Origin of the sequence: Rhizobium sp. NPDC090275, from assembly GCF_044772225.1 — a bacterium.
Taxonomy (GTDB): domain Bacteria; phylum Pseudomonadota; class Alphaproteobacteria; order Rhizobiales; family Rhizobiaceae; genus Rhizobium.
The window spans coordinates 23,433-39,468 of sequence record NZ_JBIVYL010000012.1; the positions used below are offsets into that span (position 1 = coordinate 23,433).

16 protein-coding genes are annotated in these 16,036 nt (G+C 62.5%); 11 read left to right on the top strand and 5 right to left on the bottom strand.

What is annotated here, in order from left to right; genetic code table 11:
• Window positions 1–69: 69 nt before the first annotated feature.
• Window positions 70–807, top strand: a complete 738-nt coding sequence (locus tag ACIQUB_RS25500) for a Bax inhibitor-1/YccA family protein (protein WP_112946012.1) — start codon at window positions 70–72, stop codon at window positions 805–807.
• 118 nt (window positions 808–925) lie between these two features.
• On the opposite strand, the gene ACIQUB_RS25505 is transcribed toward ACIQUB_RS25500, so the two are convergent.
• On the bottom strand, window positions 926–1,396 hold the full coding sequence (locus ACIQUB_RS25505; protein WP_113239751.1) for a hypothetical protein: 471 nt from the start codon (window positions 1,394–1,396) through the stop codon (window positions 926–928).
• 470 nt (window positions 1,397–1,866) lie between these two features.
• On the opposite strand from ACIQUB_RS25505, the gene ACIQUB_RS25510 reads away from it, so the two are divergent.
• Entirely contained in the window at window positions 1,867–2,424 is a 558-nt protein-coding gene (locus tag ACIQUB_RS25510; protein ID WP_113239749.1) for a GNAT family N-acetyltransferase, read from the top strand.
• Between the two features lie 6 nt (window positions 2,425–2,430).
• On the opposite strand, the gene ACIQUB_RS25515 is transcribed toward ACIQUB_RS25510, so the two are convergent.
• The 3 genes from ACIQUB_RS25515 to acnA form a co-directional block, all read right to left on the bottom strand.
• On the bottom strand, window positions 2,431–2,832 hold the full coding sequence (locus ACIQUB_RS25515) for a DUF2794 domain-containing protein (protein ID WP_112433406.1): 402 nt from the start codon (window positions 2,830–2,832) through the stop codon (window positions 2,431–2,433).
• Between the two features lie 471 nt (window positions 2,833–3,303).
• On the bottom strand, window positions 3,304–4,041 hold the full coding sequence (locus ACIQUB_RS25520; protein WP_113239748.1) for a thioredoxin family protein: 738 nt from the start codon (window positions 4,039–4,041) through the stop codon (window positions 3,304–3,306).
• A 254-nt stretch (window positions 4,042–4,295) separates the two neighbouring features.
• Window positions 4,296–6,986 (bottom strand): aconitate hydratase AcnA, encoded by a 2,691-nt coding sequence (gene acnA, locus ACIQUB_RS25525; RefSeq protein ID WP_402933508.1) that lies wholly within the window; start codon window positions 6,984–6,986, stop codon window positions 4,296–4,298.
• Window positions 6,987–7,242: 256 nt separating this feature from the next.
• Here acnA and ccmA point away from each other — a divergent pair, with 256 nt between their 5' ends.
• The 9 genes from ccmA to ACIQUB_RS25570 all read left to right on the top strand — a co-directional run bounded on the left by ccmA (window position 7,243) and on the right by ACIQUB_RS25570 (window position 15,247).
• The gene (gene ccmA, locus ACIQUB_RS25530; RefSeq protein WP_113239808.1) at window positions 7,243–7,905 is read left to right on the top strand and encodes a heme ABC exporter ATP-binding protein CcmA; all 663 of its coding nucleotides are present in this window, start codon (window positions 7,243–7,245) and stop codon (window positions 7,903–7,905) included.
• 529 nt (window positions 7,906–8,434) lie between these two features.
• Window positions 8,435–9,094: a heme exporter protein CcmB gene (ccmB, locus tag ACIQUB_RS25535; RefSeq protein ID WP_402933511.1), complete on the top strand. Its 660-nt coding sequence runs from the start codon at window positions 8,435–8,437 to the stop codon at window positions 9,092–9,094.
• A 47-nt stretch (window positions 9,095–9,141) separates the two neighbouring features.
• Window positions 9,142–9,903, top strand: a complete 762-nt coding sequence (locus tag ACIQUB_RS25540; protein WP_113237077.1) for a heme ABC transporter permease — start codon at window positions 9,142–9,144, stop codon at window positions 9,901–9,903.
• A gap of 4 nt (window positions 9,904–9,907) precedes the next feature.
• On the top strand, window positions 9,908–10,099 hold the full coding sequence (gene ccmD / locus ACIQUB_RS25545; RefSeq protein WP_113237076.1) for a heme exporter protein CcmD: 192 nt from the start codon (window positions 9,908–9,910) through the stop codon (window positions 10,097–10,099).
• Complete coding sequence (locus ACIQUB_RS25550; protein ID WP_402933516.1) at window positions 10,096–10,740, top strand: DsbE family thiol:disulfide interchange protein; 645 nt, start codon at window positions 10,096–10,098, stop codon at window positions 10,738–10,740. Before ccmD ends, ACIQUB_RS25550 begins: the two co-directional genes overlap by 4 nt.
• Before the next feature lie 249 nt (window positions 10,741–10,989).
• Window positions 10,990–12,225 (top strand): 23S rRNA (adenine(2503)-C(2))-methyltransferase RlmN, encoded by a 1,236-nt coding sequence (rlmN, locus tag ACIQUB_RS25555; protein ID WP_018902275.1) that lies wholly within the window; start codon window positions 10,990–10,992, stop codon window positions 12,223–12,225.
• A 107-nt stretch (window positions 12,226–12,332) separates the two neighbouring features.
• Window positions 12,333–13,289, top strand: coding sequence for an ABC transporter substrate-binding protein (locus ACIQUB_RS25560; RefSeq protein ID WP_113237075.1), 957 nt, complete (start codon window positions 12,333–12,335; stop codon window positions 13,287–13,289).
• Window positions 13,290–13,574: 285 nt separating this feature from the next.
• On the top strand, window positions 13,575–14,456 hold the full coding sequence (locus ACIQUB_RS25565; protein ID WP_037181912.1) for an ABC transporter permease: 882 nt from the start codon (window positions 13,575–13,577) through the stop codon (window positions 14,454–14,456).
• A complete protein-coding gene (locus tag ACIQUB_RS25570; protein WP_018902278.1) occupies window positions 14,453–15,247 on the top strand; it encodes an ABC transporter ATP-binding protein in 795 nt (264 codons plus the stop codon). Before ACIQUB_RS25565 ends, ACIQUB_RS25570 begins: the two co-directional genes overlap by 4 nt.
• 57 nt (window positions 15,248–15,304) lie before the next feature.
• On the opposite strand, the gene ACIQUB_RS25575 is transcribed toward ACIQUB_RS25570, so the two are convergent.
• Window positions 15,305–15,946 (bottom strand): LysE family translocator, encoded by a 642-nt coding sequence (locus ACIQUB_RS25575; protein WP_111562623.1) that lies wholly within the window; start codon window positions 15,944–15,946, stop codon window positions 15,305–15,307.
• Between the last annotated feature and the right edge of the window lie 90 nt (window positions 15,947–16,036).

A 16,036-nucleotide genomic window follows, 5' to 3' on the forward strand; every position in this document is an offset into this window, starting at 1 on the left:
AAGCTCCGCAGCGGCGCCCGGGCAAGAAAACCCGACACCGTGTTCATTCGGAGCTGACAAGAGGAAATCATGGCTGACCTAAGAAATTACCAGGGCCGCGTTCAGAGCGGTGTCCAGACCGGCGAGATCGATCAGGGCCTTCGCAGCTATATGCTGAAGGTTTACAACCTGATGGCTATCGGCCTGGCGATCACCGGCCTGGCCGCCTATTTCGCATTCACATTCGCCGTCTCTGACGGCCAGCTGACCGCATTCGGCGCCGCGATCTACACCAGCCCGCTGAAGTGGGTGGTGATCTTCGCTCCGCTGGCGCTGGTCTTCTTCCTGAGCTTCAGGATCAATTCGATGAGCGTATCGGCCGCGCAGACGACCTTCGCGGTCTATGCAGCGCTTGTCGGCCTGTCGCTGTCGTCGATCTTCCTGATCTACACCGGCCAGAGCGTCGTGCAGACCTTCTTCGTGACGGCCGCCTCGTTCGGCGCGCTCTCGCTATACGGCTACACGACCCGTCGTGACCTCTCGGCCATGGGCTCGTTCCTGATGATGGGTCTCTTCGGCCTGATCATCGCCTCGATCGTCAACATCTTCCTGGCCTCCTCGGCCATGCAGTTCGCGATCTCGGTGATCGGCGTGCTGATCTTCGCGGGCCTGACCGCCTACGACACGCAGCGCATCAAGGAAATGTACTACGCCGCCGACGACGCCACCATGGCCGGCCGCAAGGCGATCATGGGCGCGCTGACGCTCTACCTCGACTTCATCAACCTCTTCATGTTCCTTCTGCAGTTCATGGGCAACCGCAAGTAAGACGAAGAGCGAGACAGGGCGACGCTGTCGCCCCTGATCCAGACGTTAAGAACCGCTTGCAGCAGAGATGTTGCAGGCGGTTTTTCTTTGGCCGATGGACCGGCCTTGGGACGTGCGCTTAGTTGCCGGCGAAATCGACCGACGAGATATCGACGGACCATTCGAAATCACTAGGTGCGGGTCGGCCCGGCAAGGTGTCCAGGCCCCTGTAGCGGTTGAGCGCCCAGCAGCTGCCGTACTCACTATGCGGCGCGATGATCTTGTCGCTGGTGAAATAATCCGAATAGACCTCGCCGCTGAACCCCGGACGCTTCGCGATCAGCCGGAAGCGCACGATATTGACCTGCCGGTCGGAGGCATTCGACAGCTCGACGAAAACCGGCTTGTCCGGATCCTGGCAACCGCTGGTTCCGCTGCTTGTGCCGGACACCAGGCTTGCGGAGTTCAGCCGGTCGGATTGCTGGAAATAGAGATAGAGACCAACGGCAGCGCCGACGCAGGCAAGGGCGGCAACGACGATCAGCGTGTGGCGGGGAAACAGCAGGAAGCAGATCAAGACGATCGGGACCGCGATTACCATGAAAATCATTAGGTCTGCTCCATTTCATTCATGAGCTAAAGCAGCCGGCAGCAAGAGGCAAGGCTTTGCGAAAGTTGAAGTTGCAATGCTAGCCAGGGGAGAGTTATCGGGATGGGTATCGGGCTGAGCGGTAGACGGCGTAACGGTGCTCGGCGAAGTAAGTGATGAACAGCCATCGACGTTGTGCGCCTGGAGACGTGCTTAGATACTCGGCACGAGGCCGAGGATAACGTCGAGAGCTGGGAAATCTCAGTGTTTCAATAGGTTACCGGCGGCAACCACACACTCCGTCGTCATTCTCGGGCTCGTCCCGAGAATCTAAGCGCGCTTCCACAGATGCGACCTCAATGGACCATCCGCCCCCCTCCCAACCATCGCAGCCCATCCGCTTTCCCCTTGCCAACTGCCGCTGCGAATGCTCTTCAAGCAGCGAACACCACCCCTCCAGACAACCGCCCCTCCAGACATCGGCCCGCCCCATGCCCGTTCTCCTCCGCGACGCTTCCCTTTCCGACATCGATGCGATCACCGCCATCTACCGCGATTCCGTCCTGAACGGAGTTGCGAGCTACGAGATCGCCCCGCCGGACCGCGAGGAAATGGCGGCGCGATACCAGGCCATTGTCGACAAGGGCTACCCCTATATCGCCGCCGAGGACGAGCATGGCGCGCTCATCGGCTATGCCTACGCATCGGCCTTCCGCACGCGGCCGGCTTATCGGTTCATGGTCGAGGATTCGATCTATCTGGCGCCGGCAGCGCGGGGCAGGGGCATCGGCAAGCGGTTGCTGGAGGAACTGATAGCGCGCTCGACGGCGCTCGGTTTCCGCCAGATGATCGCCGTGATCGGCGGTGCGCACCCGGCCTCGATCGCGCTGCACGCAAGCCATGGATTCGAGGAAATCGGCCGCATCAAGGGTTCCGGCTTCAAGCACGGGCGCTGGCTGGACACGATGCTGATGCAGCGGGCGCTCGGCGCCGGCACCTCGACCGATCCCGATCCAGACACCTATCCGGCGACGCTGTTCTTGGGTTGATAGCGCCTATTTCTCGACGAGCTTCAGCGACTTGTTGAACACCTTCAGCACCTGCTGCAGGTCGTGGCCGCGTTTCAGGATCTGGCCGTGGGTGTTGACGACGGAATAGGCGCCTTGCTTGGCGGCGAGCTTGGGATTCTTTTCGATGCGGAAGAGCGGCATCTCGCCGGAACGCTTGAAGACGGAGAAGACGGCAAGGTCCTTCAGGTGGTCGATCGCGTAGTCCCGCCACTCTCCCTCGCCGACCATGCGCCCGTAGATCCACAGGATCGCATCCAGCTCTCTCCGGTGAAACGTCACCGGCAACGGGTCCTTGCTCTGCTTGTAGTCCCTGATATCCACGACGACGGGGGAATCGCCATCGGTGGCCCGATTATTCCCACGCCGCAAATCCGGCTGATCTGTCATCAGTCTCGAATGCCTCCGTTCGTGACACGCGGGTGACAGTTTGCCTTAGCCTTTACAAATTGCAAGCGCGGCCTCGCGCGCATTAAGCATAGTCTGTGCAATCTGCCGCGTGCCGCATTTCAGTCAAAACAGCGCCTCAATTAAAAGTGAAATTCGCTCGCACTTGACCGGCGCATCCTCAGCGGATTCGCCGACACTGAATTCTGCGCATCGTCTTTCGGCACTTTGGAGGAGATGTGACTGTTTGGCGCCAGCGCGCCAAAGGGCCCGGCTGACCGTATCGACCTTAACCCCAGCCCCGAATACGATCGGTCGGGCCGCCCCGCTTCCACCTGATAAGACAGATGAAATTCTTTGAAGCGTGTCGCGATCCTTCGGATTCGCTAGTCACGCTTCAAGTCTTTGTTTTGTCGCATGTCGTCGCCGCAAAACCGCTGCACACTTTTGCGCGACATGCTTACGCCTAACGGCTCAGATGTTCTTGCCGGCCATTACCACGGTGGCGCCAAGGATCGCCGATGGCGTTCCGTCGGTCGTCGACGACTGCAGCATGACGGCGCAGCCCTCGAGATCGGGCTTCTGCAGCACGGTGGCGGGCAGCGTCAGCTTTGTCGCCTTGCCATCCCACATGCCGACCGTTTCGACATCCGAAACGCTGTGCATGTAGGAGATCTTCTGGCCGCTGTTTTCGCCCTTCTGCACCTCGATCGTCTTTTCACGATCGAAATAGACCATGACGACATTGGCCTTGCCCTGGCCGGGCGCGACGTTGATCTCGAGCTGATCGCCCTTGACCTCGGCCTTGATCGGAACGGTCAGACCTTCGCCACCGGTCAGAAAACCGTCGACCTTTTTCTCGATGCCGCCGATATCCGAACCCATGACATGATCGCGGCCGTTCACCACCACCTGCGGCGTGTAGACATTGGCGCGGCCCATGGTCTTAGCATAGCCGTACTGGCGCTCGGTGTTTTCCTTCGAGCTCAGCGTATCGGCCCAGCCCATGTAGTTCCAGTAATCGACATGATAGGCGAGGGCGATGATATCGCCGCGCTCAACGAGCTTGCGAAAAGCCGCGTCGGCGGGAGGGCATGAGGCGCAACCTTGGGAGGTGAACAGTTCGACCACGCCTTTGGGCGCCTCGTCGGCGAGCAAAGGGCTCGCCAGAGCGACACCTGCAATCAGCGAAATCAAAAACCGCGGCGACATTGCACCTCTACCTCTTTTCCTCTCCCACCCTTGCCGGACCAAAAAGCGTGGCAGGGTCTCCGTCTCTTCAACCTAGAGATAATCGCTCCCGATCCAAACGAAAAATCACGAACGGGTGAGACGGCGCCCGCGTGGGACAACTCCGCAACACTTCGCCGTGAGCCGGCCCCTCGTAGCCCTCCAGACCACGAAAAAGCCGCCGGAAATCGCTTTCCGGCGGCCATTATCAGGCATTTCTTAAAAATCAACGCCGATCAGGCTGCGAGATCTCGCAACACCGTCTGCAGGATGCCGCCATTGTTGAGGTAGATCACCTCGTCGAGCGTATCGACGCGCGAGAGCAGCGGAACGTCCTTCACGGTGCCGTCGCCATAGGTGATCTTCGCGATCTTCTTCTCGCGCGGCTTGATGTTCTCGAGCCCCTCGATGGTGACGGTCTCGTCGCCCTTCAGCCCCAGCGTCGCCCAGGTCGTGCCCTCCTCGAAGACGAAGGGGATGACGCCCATGCCGACGAGGTTCGAGCGGTGGATGCGCTCGAAGCTTTGCGCGATCACGGCCTTGACGCCGAGCAGGTTGGTGCCCTTTGCCGCCCAGTCACGCGACGAGCCGTTGCCGTATTCGACACCGGCGAAGATGACGAGCGGAACGCCCTCGGCCTTGTATTGCATGGCCGCGTCGTAGATCGATTCCTCTTCCTTCGACGGATAGTGGATGGTGTAGCCACCTTCCTTGCCGTTCGGGCCGAGCATGTGGTTGCGGATGCGGATGTTGGCGAAGGTGCCGCGCATCATCACTTCATGATTGCCGCGACGCGTGCCGTACTGGTTGAAGTCGGCAACGCCGACATTGTGCTCCAGCAGATAGGCGCCGGCCGGAGAGGCAGCCTTGATCGAACCGGCCGGCGAAATGTGGTCGGTGGTGATCTTGTCGCCGAAGAGACCGAGCACGCGGGCACCCTTGATATCGGAGACGCCGGAGCCGGTCTTGCCCATCCCGACGAAGTAGGGCGGGTTCTGCACATAGGTCGAGTTATCGTCCCAGGCGTAGGTCTGGCCCGGGGGAACCTGCACGGCCTGCCAGTTGGTATCACCCTTGAAGACGTCGGCATACTTCGTCTCGTAGAGTTCGCGGGTGACGTATTTCTGGATGAAGGCCTGCACTTCGTGCGAGGTCGGCCAGATATCCTTCAGATAGACGGGGTTGCCGCTCTGGTCCTCGCCGATCGGCTCCTTGGTCAGGTTCTTCTGCACCGTGCCAGCCAGCGCGTAGGCCACGACGAGCGGCGGCGAAGCCAGATAGTTCGCCTGCACGTCTGGCGAGATACGGCCTTCGAAGTTGCGGTTGCCGGAGAGAACACCCGACACGATCAGGCCCTTGTCGTTGATCGTCTTCGAGATCGGCGCCGGCAGCGGACCGGAATTGCCGATGCAGGTCGTGCAGCCGAAGCCGACGAGGTTGAAGCCGAGCTTGTCGAGATCGGCCTGCAGGCCGGATTTCGCCAGATACTCGCCGACGACCTGAGATCCCGGCGCCAGCGAGGTCTTCACCCACGGCTTGGTCTTCAGGCCCTTGGCAACGGCGTTGCGGGCAAGAAGGCCGGCGGCGATCAGGACTGATGGGTTGGACGTGTTGGTGCAAGACGTGATGGCGGCAATCGCCACGTCGCCATGGCCGAGATCGAAATCGGTGCCTTCGACCGCATAGCGATTGGAGAGCTGGCCGGGCTTCTTGTAATCGGCATCCATCGAGCCGGCGAAACCGGACGCGATGTTTTCCAGCGGGATGCGGCCTTCGGGACGCTTCGGGCCGGCCATGGCGGGCACGACGTCGCCGAGATCGAGCTCCAGCGTATCGGTGAAGACGAGATCGGAGCCATCGCCTTCGCGCCACATGCCCTGCGCCTTCGAATAGGCCTCGACCAGCGCGATGCGGTCATGCGAGCGGCCGGACATGGTGAGGTAGTTGATGGTTTCGCCATCAACAGGGAAGAAGCCGCAGGTGGCGCCGTATTCCGGGCCCATATTGCCGATCGTCGCACGGTCGGCGAGCGGCATGTTGTCCATGCCGGGGCCGAAGAACTCGACGAATTTCGACACCACGCCCTTCTTGCGCAGCATCTGCACGACCATCAGCACCAGGTCGGTCGCGGTCACGCCTTCCTTGAGCTTGCCAGTCAGCTTGAAGCCGATGACTTCAGGCAGCAGCATCGACACCGGCTGGCCGAGCATGGCCGCCTCGGCTTCGATACCGCCGACGCCCCAGCCGAGCACGCCGAGACCGTTGATCATCGTCGTGTGGCTGTCCGTGCCGACGCAAGTGTCAGGATAAGCGATCGTCTCGCCGTCCTCTTCCTTCGTCCACACGGTCTGGCCGAGATATTCGAGATTGACCTGGTGACAGATACCGGTGCCCGGAGGCACGACGCGGAAATTCTGGAAGGCCTGCTGGCCCCACTTCAGGAAGCGGTAGCGCTCGCCGTTGCGCTGGTATTCGAGCTCGACGTTCCTGGAGAAAGCCTGCGGCGTGCCGAATTCGTCGACGATGACGGAGTGGTCGATGACGAGATCGACCGGCACCAGCGGGTTGATCTTCTCCGGATCGCCGCCGAGCGACACCATCGCGTCGCGCATCGCCGCAAGATCGACCACGGCGGGAACGCCGGTGAAGTCCTGCATCAGAACGCGCGCCGGGCGATAGGCGATTTCGTTTTCGACCGTGCCCTTGTTATTCAGCCATTCGGCAACGCCAAGGATATGTTCCTTGGTCACCGACTGGCCGTCCTCGAAGCGCAGCAGGTTCTCGAGCAGAACCTTCATCGAATAGGGAAGCTTGGAAACGCCGGGCAGGCCGTTTGCCTCGGCCTTCGGCAGGCTGAAATAGACATAGTCCTTACCATCGACGGTAAGGACGGAACGACAGTGGAAGCTATCAAGTGATTTAGACACGAGAGACCCCGTTTCTGATCGCGAACACAATTGTGCGGACGCCTATGCACTAAAGGCACATCAGGATGCGGGTACGGCCATTTCCGCGGTCCGCACATGAAGTCAGACCTCATGTTCGGCGCTAGGATGAAATTCACGCCGACCGCTGGCGTGGTAATCCACATATAGATAACTTCATCAAAAGCTGCCAGAGAGGGACCAACCATTTCTGATTTTTTTGCATCGCATGACTGAAAACGTGAACCCCGGAACCCCCATGCATCTCCAAGCCTCCGATCTCGCCGCCCGCAGAGGTGAAGAGCTGATTTTCGAAGGGGTGTCCTTTAGCCTGACCTCAGGCGAAGCCCTGGTTCTGACTGGCAAAAACGGCTCCGGAAAATCCACCCTGCTGCGCGTGCTGGCGGGCCTGCTGCGCCAGGAAACGGGCACGGTCACCGTCACCAATGCGAACGGTGACACCGACATCCGGCTCCCCGAAATCAGCCACTATCTCGGCCACCGCAACGCCATGAAGAGCGAGCTGACGGTGGACGAGAACCTCGCTTTCTGGCGCCGCTATCTCGGCGACAGCCATCTTGGCGACACTGGCGGCGGTCGCGGCATGTCGATTGAAGACGCCGCCGACGCGGTGGGGCTGTCAGGCATCACCCATCTCCCCTTCGGCTACCTCTCCGCCGGCCAACAACGCCGCTTCGCCTTCGCCAAGCTTTTGGTCTCCCACCGCCCCGTCTGGATCCTCGACGAACCGACGGCAGCACTCGACGCCAGCGCCGATCAGCTTTTCGCCGGGTTGATCGAGGCGCATCGTGCGACCGGTGGGATCGTGATTGCGGCGACGCATCAGCCGCTGGGGTTGAACGATGCCAGGGAGTTGCGGATGGCGGGGTTTTCGGGGGTGAGTGCTGGGGTTTGGGGGTGATGGCTGTGAGAGACAATTATTCCGCTCAGCGGGTGCGGCCCCCTCATCCGACCCTTCGGGCCACCGACCGGGGTCGAGCCGCTGGTCTCGACCCGTCCTTCGGACCCCCGTTGGGGCGAAGGGAAGGTCGGCGCGAGCGGCCCACCACGAGTCCCTTCTCCCCGACGGGGAGAAGATGCCGGCAGGCAGATGAGGGGGCCACGGACGCTGAGTTCACCTATAGCCGCCCTGCAGAGGCTCCACGCCACCGTCGCGCCCGGATTACCCCCCTCTGCCCTGCCGGGCATCTCCCCCACAAGGGGGGAGATCGACTCGCCGAGAGGTTTCCGCCAAACAACGAAGGTAGAGCGAGCGGTCGCGCCCAGCCAATCTCCCCCCTTGTGGGGGAGATGTCCGGCAGGACAGAGGGGGGTACCGCCCCCACCAACCTCTCAAACGACCAAACCCACCAACCCACCAACCTCTCGAACACCCCACCCACCAACCTCGCCACAGGCCACCACCACCCCACCCCGAGGAGGCCCCACCCATGACCGCCCTCCTCTTGCGCGACCTGAAACTCTCCATCCGCGCCGGCGGCGGCGCTCTCGTCGGCGTGCTCTTCTTCCTCACCGTCGTCGCTGTCATCCCCTTCGGCGTCGGCCCGGATCTGGCGCTGCTCGCCCGCATCGGCCCGGCCATCGTCTGGATCGGCGCGCTGCTCGCGGCTCTGCTCGGCCTCGACCGCCTGTTCCAGGCGGAGCGTGACGATGGCGCGCTCGATCTGATGCTGATGCAGGAGACGCCGCTGGTCTTGACCGTTCTCGTCAAGTGCCTCGCCCACTGGCTCGCCACCAGCCTGCCGCTGGTGATCGCCTCGCCGCTGCTCGGCCTCTTCATGAACATGAGCGAAAAGGCGATCGGCGCCACCATGCTGACGCTCCTCGTCGGCACGCCCGCCATCACGCTGATCGGTGCGGTGGGCGCCGCCGTTGCCGTGGCCCTTCCGCGCGGCGGCCTGCTGGTGTCGATCCTGGTGCTGCCGCTCACCATCCCGGTGCTGATTTTCGGCGTCAGCGCCACCTATGCGGCCGTCGAGGGACCAGCCCCCTTCCTGCCGCCCTTCCTGATCCTTATCGCGCTCACGCTGTTCTTTGCCGTCATCGGCCCGGCGGCGGCGGCATTGGCGCTCAGGAACACATCGGATTGATCATCGGCTTGATTGCCCGTGGCGGCGGATCGCGCTAAGGAGACGGCATGACCGAGAATAGCCTTGCCATCACCAAATTCAGCGATCTCGCCAACCCCACGCGGTTCCTGGCGCTCGCTTCCCGCCTCATCCCCTGGATGGCCGGGATCACCGCCCTCTGTTTTATCGTGGGGCTGTATCTCAGCTTCACGACCGAAAGCGACTACCAGCAGGGCGAAACCGTCCGCATCATGTACATCCACGTGCCCGCGGCATGGCTGTCGATGATGGGCTACACGATCATGAGCCTGTCGGCGATCGGCACGCTCGTCTGGCGCCACCCGCTGGCCGATGTCTCGGCCAAGGCCGCCGCCCCCTTGGGCGCCGCCTTCACGCTGATCGCGCTCGTCACCGGCTCGATGTGGGGCAAGCCGATGTGGGGCACATGGTGGGTCTGGGATGCGCGGCTCACCTCCGTCTTCATCCTCTTCCTGATGTATCTCGGCCTGATCGCGCTGAACCGCGCCATGGAAGACCCGAGCAAGGCCGCCCGCCTCTCGGCCGTGCTGATCCTCGTCGGTTTCGTCAACATCCCGATCATCAAGTTCTCGGTCGACTGGTGGAACACGCTGCATCAATCGGCAAGCGTGCTGCGCCTCGACGGTCCGGCCATCGACCCGGAATTCCTGCGCCCGCTGCTGGTGATGGCGATCGCCTTCACCATGCTCTTCCTGACGCTGCATGTGATGGCGATCCGCAACGAGATCTGGCGCCGCCGGATTGCCGCCCAGCGCCGGCTCGCCGCGCGCCTGGCAAGCCGCGAGGGTTAAAGAGATGACACAGTCCTACGCCTTCTACGTCTACGGCTCCTACCTTTTCGCCGGCCTCGTCACCATCGCCGTGACGCTCTGGACATGGCTTGACGGTCGCGCCCGCCGCCGCGAACTGGCCGCGCTCGAAGCCTCCGGCATCCGCCGCCGCTCCGCCCGCGCCAAGGATGCGCCGAACGCACAGGCGAACCCATGACCGACGCGCCGAACACCGACCCGACGCCGTCCGCCACGCAGCCCGCGCCAGGCACGCCGAAGGAAAAGCGCGGCCTCGGCCGCTACGCCTTCGCGCTGATCCCGCTTCTCGTCTTCGCCGGCATTGCCGGCACGGCGGGCAAGATGCTCTACGACCAGGATGTGCACGGCAAGAACATCTCCGAAATCCCCTCGGCGCTGCTGAACACCAAGGCCCCGTCGCTCGACCTGCCGCCGCTCGAGGGCGCCAACCTGCCGGCGCTCACCGATGCCGCCGTCAAGGGCAAGCTGACGCTGGTCAACGTCTTCGCCTCGTGGTGCATTCCCTGCCGCGAGGAGCATCCGATATTGAAGGAACTGGCGAAAGATAGCCGGCTCAACATCGTCGCGATCAACTACAAGGACAAGAACGACAACGCGCTGGGCTTCCTCGGCGAACTCGGCAACCCCTACAAGGCAATCGGCATCGACCCCAAGGGCCAGGCCGCGATCGACTGGGGCGTCTACGGCATCCCCGAAAGCTACCTCGTCGGCCCTGATGGCACCATCCTTTACAAGCGCGTTGGACCGTTCGACGATATCAGTTTGAAAGAGGGGCTTTATCCGGCGATGGAGAAGGCGTTGGGTAAGGCGGGGTCGTAGGACGGGCGATCAACGCAAAATAACCGCGTTCGACGCAGCGCCGGCCACCATCCATCCCCTTGCACCGGCCTTCGTCGTTTCCATGTATAGTGACGGATGGCAAAAATGATGCTAAAGGCGCGCACAACAGCGGATGGATCGCGGCTCGGCCGCCAAGTTCCGCATTCACTTTCTGCCTTCATGCCCGCTCCGCCCGCCAGTCATTCGGACTATCGGGAGGATCGCATGTTGAATTCGGGATTAGATTAAATGTCCGTCATGGATGCGATGACCGTTCTCAAGCCCGCAGGCAACCAGCCGGCGCGCGGCGAAGCATTGCCGAAGCCGTCGCTGATCGGCCTCACCCGCGAGGAGATGGGCGCCGCGCTGCGCGAAAAGGGCGTGCCGGAAAAGCAGATCAAGATGCGCGTGGCGCAGCTTTGGAACTGGATCTATGTGCGCGGGGTCTCCGACTTCGACCACATGGCCAATATCTCCAAGGACATGCGCGAGACGCTGAAGACGCATTTCACCATCGCAAGACCCGAGATCGTCGAGGAGCAGGTCTCCAACGACGGCACCCGCAAGTGGCTGCTGCGCTTTCCGGCGCGCGGTGCCGGGCGTCCGGTCGAGATCGAGGCTGTCTATATCCCCGAAGAAGGCCGCGGTACGCTCTGCATTTCCAGCCAGGTCGGCTGCACGCTCACCTGTTCCTTCTGTCACACCGGCACGCAGCGCCTGGTGCGCAATCTGACGGCGGAAGAAATCCTGTCGCAGCTGCTGCTCGCCCGCGACCGGCTCGGCGACTTCCCGGATCGCGAAGCGCCGCAGGGCACGATCATGCCGGCCGAGGGCCGCAAGGTTTCGAACATCGTGATGATGGGCATGGGCGAGCCGCTCTACAACTTCGACAGCGTCAAGCAGGCGCTTCTGATCGCCACCGACGGCGACGGACTTTCCCTTTCGAAAAGACGCGTCACGCTCTCGACCTCCGGCGTCGTGCCGGAGATCTTCCGCACCGGCGACGAGATCGGCGTCATGCTGGCGATCTCGCTGCATGCCGTGCGCGACGACCTGCGGGACATCCTGGTGCCGATCAACAAGAAGTATCCGCTGAAGGAGCTGATCGACGCCTGCCGCAAGTATCCGGGGCTCTCCAACGCCCGCCGCATCACCTTCGAATATGTGATGCTGAAGGACGTCAACGACAGCCTGGAAGATGCCAAGGGTCTCATCCAGTTGCTCAAGGGCGTGCCGGCGAAGATCAATCTCATTCCGTTCAACCCCTGGCCGGGCACCAACTACCAGTGCTCCGACTGGGCGCAGATCGAGAAGTTCGCCGATTTCATCAACTCGGCCGGCTATGCCTCGCCGATCCGCACACCGCGCGGCCGCGACATCCTCGCCGCCTGCGGCCAGCTGAAGTCGGAATCGGAACGCATGCGCAAGACCGAGCGCCTGGCCTTCGAGGCGATGATGATTGCCAACCACGGCTCGGACGACTGAGTGCTGGTGACCGATCAGCAAGTTTGATCCTCTCAGCATCTTCTAATGATTGATTTTAAGGGCCGCTTTTCCTACAAGCGGCCCAAAATCATAATTGGAGGATACCCATGCGTTCTGTACTGCTCGCTGCCGTGGCCGCGACCCTTGCCTTTTCCCTTCCCGCGAAAGCCGAAGACGTGACCGTTGCGGTCACCGCGATCGTCGAACATCCGGCGCTCGACGCTGCCCGCAAGGGCGTTCTCGATGTGCTGACGGCTGCCGGCTACAAGGAAGGCGAGAACCTGAAGTTCGTGTTCCAGTCGGCGCAGGGCAATCCCGCGACCGCAGCCCAGATCGCCCGCCAGTTCGCAGGTGACGGCCCCAACGTGATCGTCCCGATCTCGACCCCCTCGGCGCAGGCCGTGGTTTCCTCCACCCGCGATATCCCCGTCGTCTTCACCGCCGTGTCCGACCCTCTCGGTGCGCAGCTGGTCAAGAACATGGACAAGCCCGGCGGCAACGTCACCGGCCTCTCGGACATGTCGCCGGTTGCCGAACATGTGGCGCTGATCAAGGAAATCCTGCCGAACGCCAAGACCATCGGCTATCTCTACAATTCCGGCGAAGCGAACTCGGTATCGCTGCTCGCAGTTCTGAAGGTCGAGGCTGAAAAGGCAGGCCTCAAGGTCGTCGAATCCGCCGCCACCAAGTCCGCCGAAGTCCAGGGGGCCGCCCGCGCCCTCGTTGGCCGCGCCGATGCGATCTATATCCCGACCGACAACACCATCATCTCGGCGCTCGAGGGTGCCGTGGCCGTCGCCGAAGAGGCCAAGCTGCCGCTCTTCACTGCCGACACCGATTCCGTTTCGCGCGGCTCGGTCGCCGCTCTCGGCTTCAACTATTACGACGTCGGCAAGCAGACCGGCGAAATCGTCGTTCGCATCCTGAAAGGTGAGAACCCCGGCGATATCCCGGTCAAGGTCGCCGCCGGCAGCGATCTCGTCATCAACAAGGGTGCTGCCGCCAAGATGGGCGTGACGTTGCCTGAAAGCGTGCTGAAGCGCGCGACGAAGACGATCGACTGATACAGTCAACTATAGAGACCTGAATGATCAGCCGCTCCCGTTTGCACGGGGGCGGCTGATCGCATAGAGATGAAGACAATCGAGTAAGATAGCGGACCTTACCGCCTTGGAATAAAGACCCCTCCCCAACCCTCCCCACAAGGGGGAGGGCTTAACCTGGCCGAGCCCTCGGCGCCCAATTGAGGCAATCGAGTGCCACGGGTCTTCTCCCCCCTTGTGGGGGAGATGGCCGGCAGGCCAGAGAGGGTCTTGTCCACGGAAACACCACAAGAAAGGGCAAAAGCCTTGAGTCAGATCGCATTCTGGGGAGCCGTGGAGCTGGGGCTGGTCTATGCCTTCGTCGCGCTCGGCGTTTACCTCGCATTCCGTGTGCTCGATTTTCCGGATCTGACCGTCGACGGCTCGTTTCCGCTCGGCGCCGCCGTCACCGCGGTGCTGATCATCGCCGGCGTCAATGCCTGGCTGGCGGCGCTGATCGCCATGGCGGCGGGGGCTGCGGCCGGCATGGTCACCGCCATGCTCAACGTGCGCTTCAAGATCCTCAACCTTCTCGCATCCATCCTGACGATGATCGCGCTGTTTTCCGTGAACCTGCGCGTCATGGGCAAGCCGAACGTGGCGCTGATCAATGCCGATACGATGATCAGCCCGTTCTTCGGCCATGGCCTGCGCGATTTCTATGTGCGCCCGCTCTTCGTCGGCGTGCTTGTCGTCATCGCCGTCATCGTCGTCTGGCGCTACCTCGAAAGCGATTCCGGCCTCGCCATGCGCGCGACCGGTGCGAATGCCCGCATGGCCCGCGCCCAGGGCGTCGACACCAACCGCCAGATCTATCTCGGCATGGCGATCTCCAACGCGCTGGTTGCGCTCGGCGGCGCGCTGTTTGCGCAGACCAACGGTTTTGCTGATGTGACCTCTGGCGTCGGCACCATCGTCGTCGGCCTCGCCGCCGTCATCATCGGCGAGACGCTGCTCGGGAAGCGCGGACTGTTGATCGCGCTGATCGGCTGCGTCATCGGCTCGATCCTCTATCGCATCGCCATCCAGCTGGCGCTTTCCAGCGACGTGATCGGCCTGCAGGCCTCCGACCTCAATTTCGTCACCGCCGTCCTCGTCACGGTGGCGCTCGTTCTTCCCCGCCTGCGTCGCGGAGGTGCCTCGTCATGATCTCGCTCAAGGATATCAAGGTCGTCTTCGGCAAGGGTACGCCGCTGCAGAAGCAGGCGCTGAATGGTGTCAACCTGACGATCGAGGAAGGCTCGTTCGTGACCGTCATCGGCTCCAACGGCGCCGGCAAGTCGACCCTGCTTGGCGTCCTCGCCGGCGATGTGCTGGCAAGCGAAGGACAGGTGATGATCGGCCACACCGATGTAACCCGCAAGCCGACCGCCGCCCGCGCCGGCCTCGTCGCCCGCGTCTTCCAGGATCCGTTGACGGGAAGCTGCGGCGCGCTGTCGATCGAGGAGAACCTTGCGCTGGCCGCACGTCGCGGCGAGCGGCGGGGGCTGACCTCGGCGCTCGGCCCACGCCGGCGCGAGCATTTCCGCGAACGCATCGCCGAGCTCAATCTCGGGCTTGAAACCCGGATGAAGGATCGCATGGACCTCTTATCCGGCGGCCAGAGGCAGGCAATCTCGCTTGTGATGGCGACGCTTGCCGGCTCCGAGGTGCTGCTGCTCGACGAGCATACAGCGGCCCTCGACCCTGGCATGGCCGAGTTCGTGATGGGCCTCACCGACCGTGTGGTCTCGGAGCGCAAGCTGACGACGCTGATGGTGACGCACTCTATGCGCCAGGCACTGGATTACGGCCATCGCACCATCATGCTGCACGGCGGCGAGATCATGCTCGACGTCTCCGGCGACAACCGCAAGGACCTGCAGGTCGAGGACCTGATCGACATGTTCCGCAAGATGCGCGGCCAGACGCTCGACGACGACGCGCTGCTGATCGGCTGATATCAGGCATTTCTTCAACCCCGGGACCGCCAGGCGCTCCCGGGGTTTTTACTAGCCTTAGCGCGCCTGGGTGAGCAGGATCTTCGCCGCGAAGACGGAGAAGACGCCGGCGAAGGTGTAGTCCATGCCGCGAAGCACCTTCCTGTTGTTCTGCAGCCATGTCGCCAGGCCGTCGGAGGCGAGGACGACCAGCGCGTTCACGGGCATGCCGATGACGATGAAGAAGAAGCCGAGGAAAAGCAGCTTCTGCGTGACGGCTGGATCGCCTGCGGTGACGAACTGCGGCAGGAAGGTCATGAAGAAGATGATGACCTTGGGGTTCAAAAGATTGACCCAGAAGCCGCTGGCGATATTCGACAGCGGCGTGCCCTTGATCTCCTCCACCTTTTCGACCGAGAGCTTGGAGCCGAAGCGGATCGCCTGCACCGCCAGCCAGAGCAGATAGGCGGCGCCGCCGGTCTTCAGGATCAGGAAGGCCGTTGGCGAGGCGGTGATCAGCGCCGAGATGCCGAAGGCAACCAGCATGGTGTGGACGACGATGCCGAGGCTGGTGCCGAGCACGACGTAAAGCGCCGGCTTCTTGCCCTGCGACAGCGCCCGGCTGATCGACAGCGTCATGTCGGGCCCGGGTGTCGCGGCCAAAAGCAGGCTCGCGGCGGAAAAGGTCAGAAGCGTCGGCAGGCTCGGCAGAAAATCCATGGCACACTCGTAAAGCCGGTTATGAAAGCAATGTCTCATATCCGGGTTTCAAGGAGTGCACCAATCAAACCTTCTAATAGGCCCGATCGC

Coding starts and splice junctions, on each gene's coding strand:
- ACIQUB_RS25515 (WP_112433406.1), bottom strand. CDS start 2,832: ATGACAGATCAGCCGGATTTGCGGCGTGGGAATAATCGGGCCACCGAT.
- ACIQUB_RS25500 (WP_112946012.1), top strand. CDS start 70: ATGGCTGACCTAAGAAATTACCAGGGCCGCGTTCAGAGCGGTGTCCAG.
- ACIQUB_RS25520 (WP_113239748.1), bottom strand. CDS start 4,041: ATGTCGCCGCGGTTTTTGATTTCGCTGATTGCAGGTGTCGCTCTGGCG.
- ACIQUB_RS25560 (WP_113237075.1), top strand. CDS start 12,333: ATGCGTTCTGTACTGCTCGCTGCCGTGGCCGCGACCCTTGCCTTTTCC.
- rlmN (WP_018902275.1), top strand. CDS start 10,990: ATGTCCGTCATGGATGCGATGACCGTTCTCAAGCCCGCAGGCAACCAG.
- ACIQUB_RS25550 (WP_402933516.1), top strand. CDS start 10,096: ATGACCGACGCGCCGAACACCGACCCGACGCCGTCCGCCACGCAGCCC.
- ACIQUB_RS25570 (WP_018902278.1), top strand. CDS start 14,453: ATGATCTCGCTCAAGGATATCAAGGTCGTCTTCGGCAAGGGTACGCCG.
- ACIQUB_RS25505 (WP_113239751.1), bottom strand. CDS start 1,396: ATGATTTTCATGGTAATCGCGGTCCCGATCGTCTTGATCTGCTTCCTG.
- ccmA (WP_113239808.1), top strand. CDS start 7,243: ATGCATCTCCAAGCCTCCGATCTCGCCGCCCGCAGAGGTGAAGAGCTG.
- ACIQUB_RS25575 (WP_111562623.1), bottom strand. CDS start 15,946: ATGGATTTTCTGCCGAGCCTGCCGACGCTTCTGACCTTTTCCGCCGCG.
- ccmB (WP_402933511.1), top strand. CDS start 8,435: ATGACCGCCCTCCTCTTGCGCGACCTGAAACTCTCCATCCGCGCCGGC.
- ccmD (WP_113237076.1), top strand. CDS start 9,908: ATGACACAGTCCTACGCCTTCTACGTCTACGGCTCCTACCTTTTCGCC.
- ACIQUB_RS25540 (WP_113237077.1), top strand. CDS start 9,142: ATGACCGAGAATAGCCTTGCCATCACCAAATTCAGCGATCTCGCCAAC.
- ACIQUB_RS25510 (WP_113239749.1), top strand. CDS start 1,867: ATGCCCGTTCTCCTCCGCGACGCTTCCCTTTCCGACATCGATGCGATC.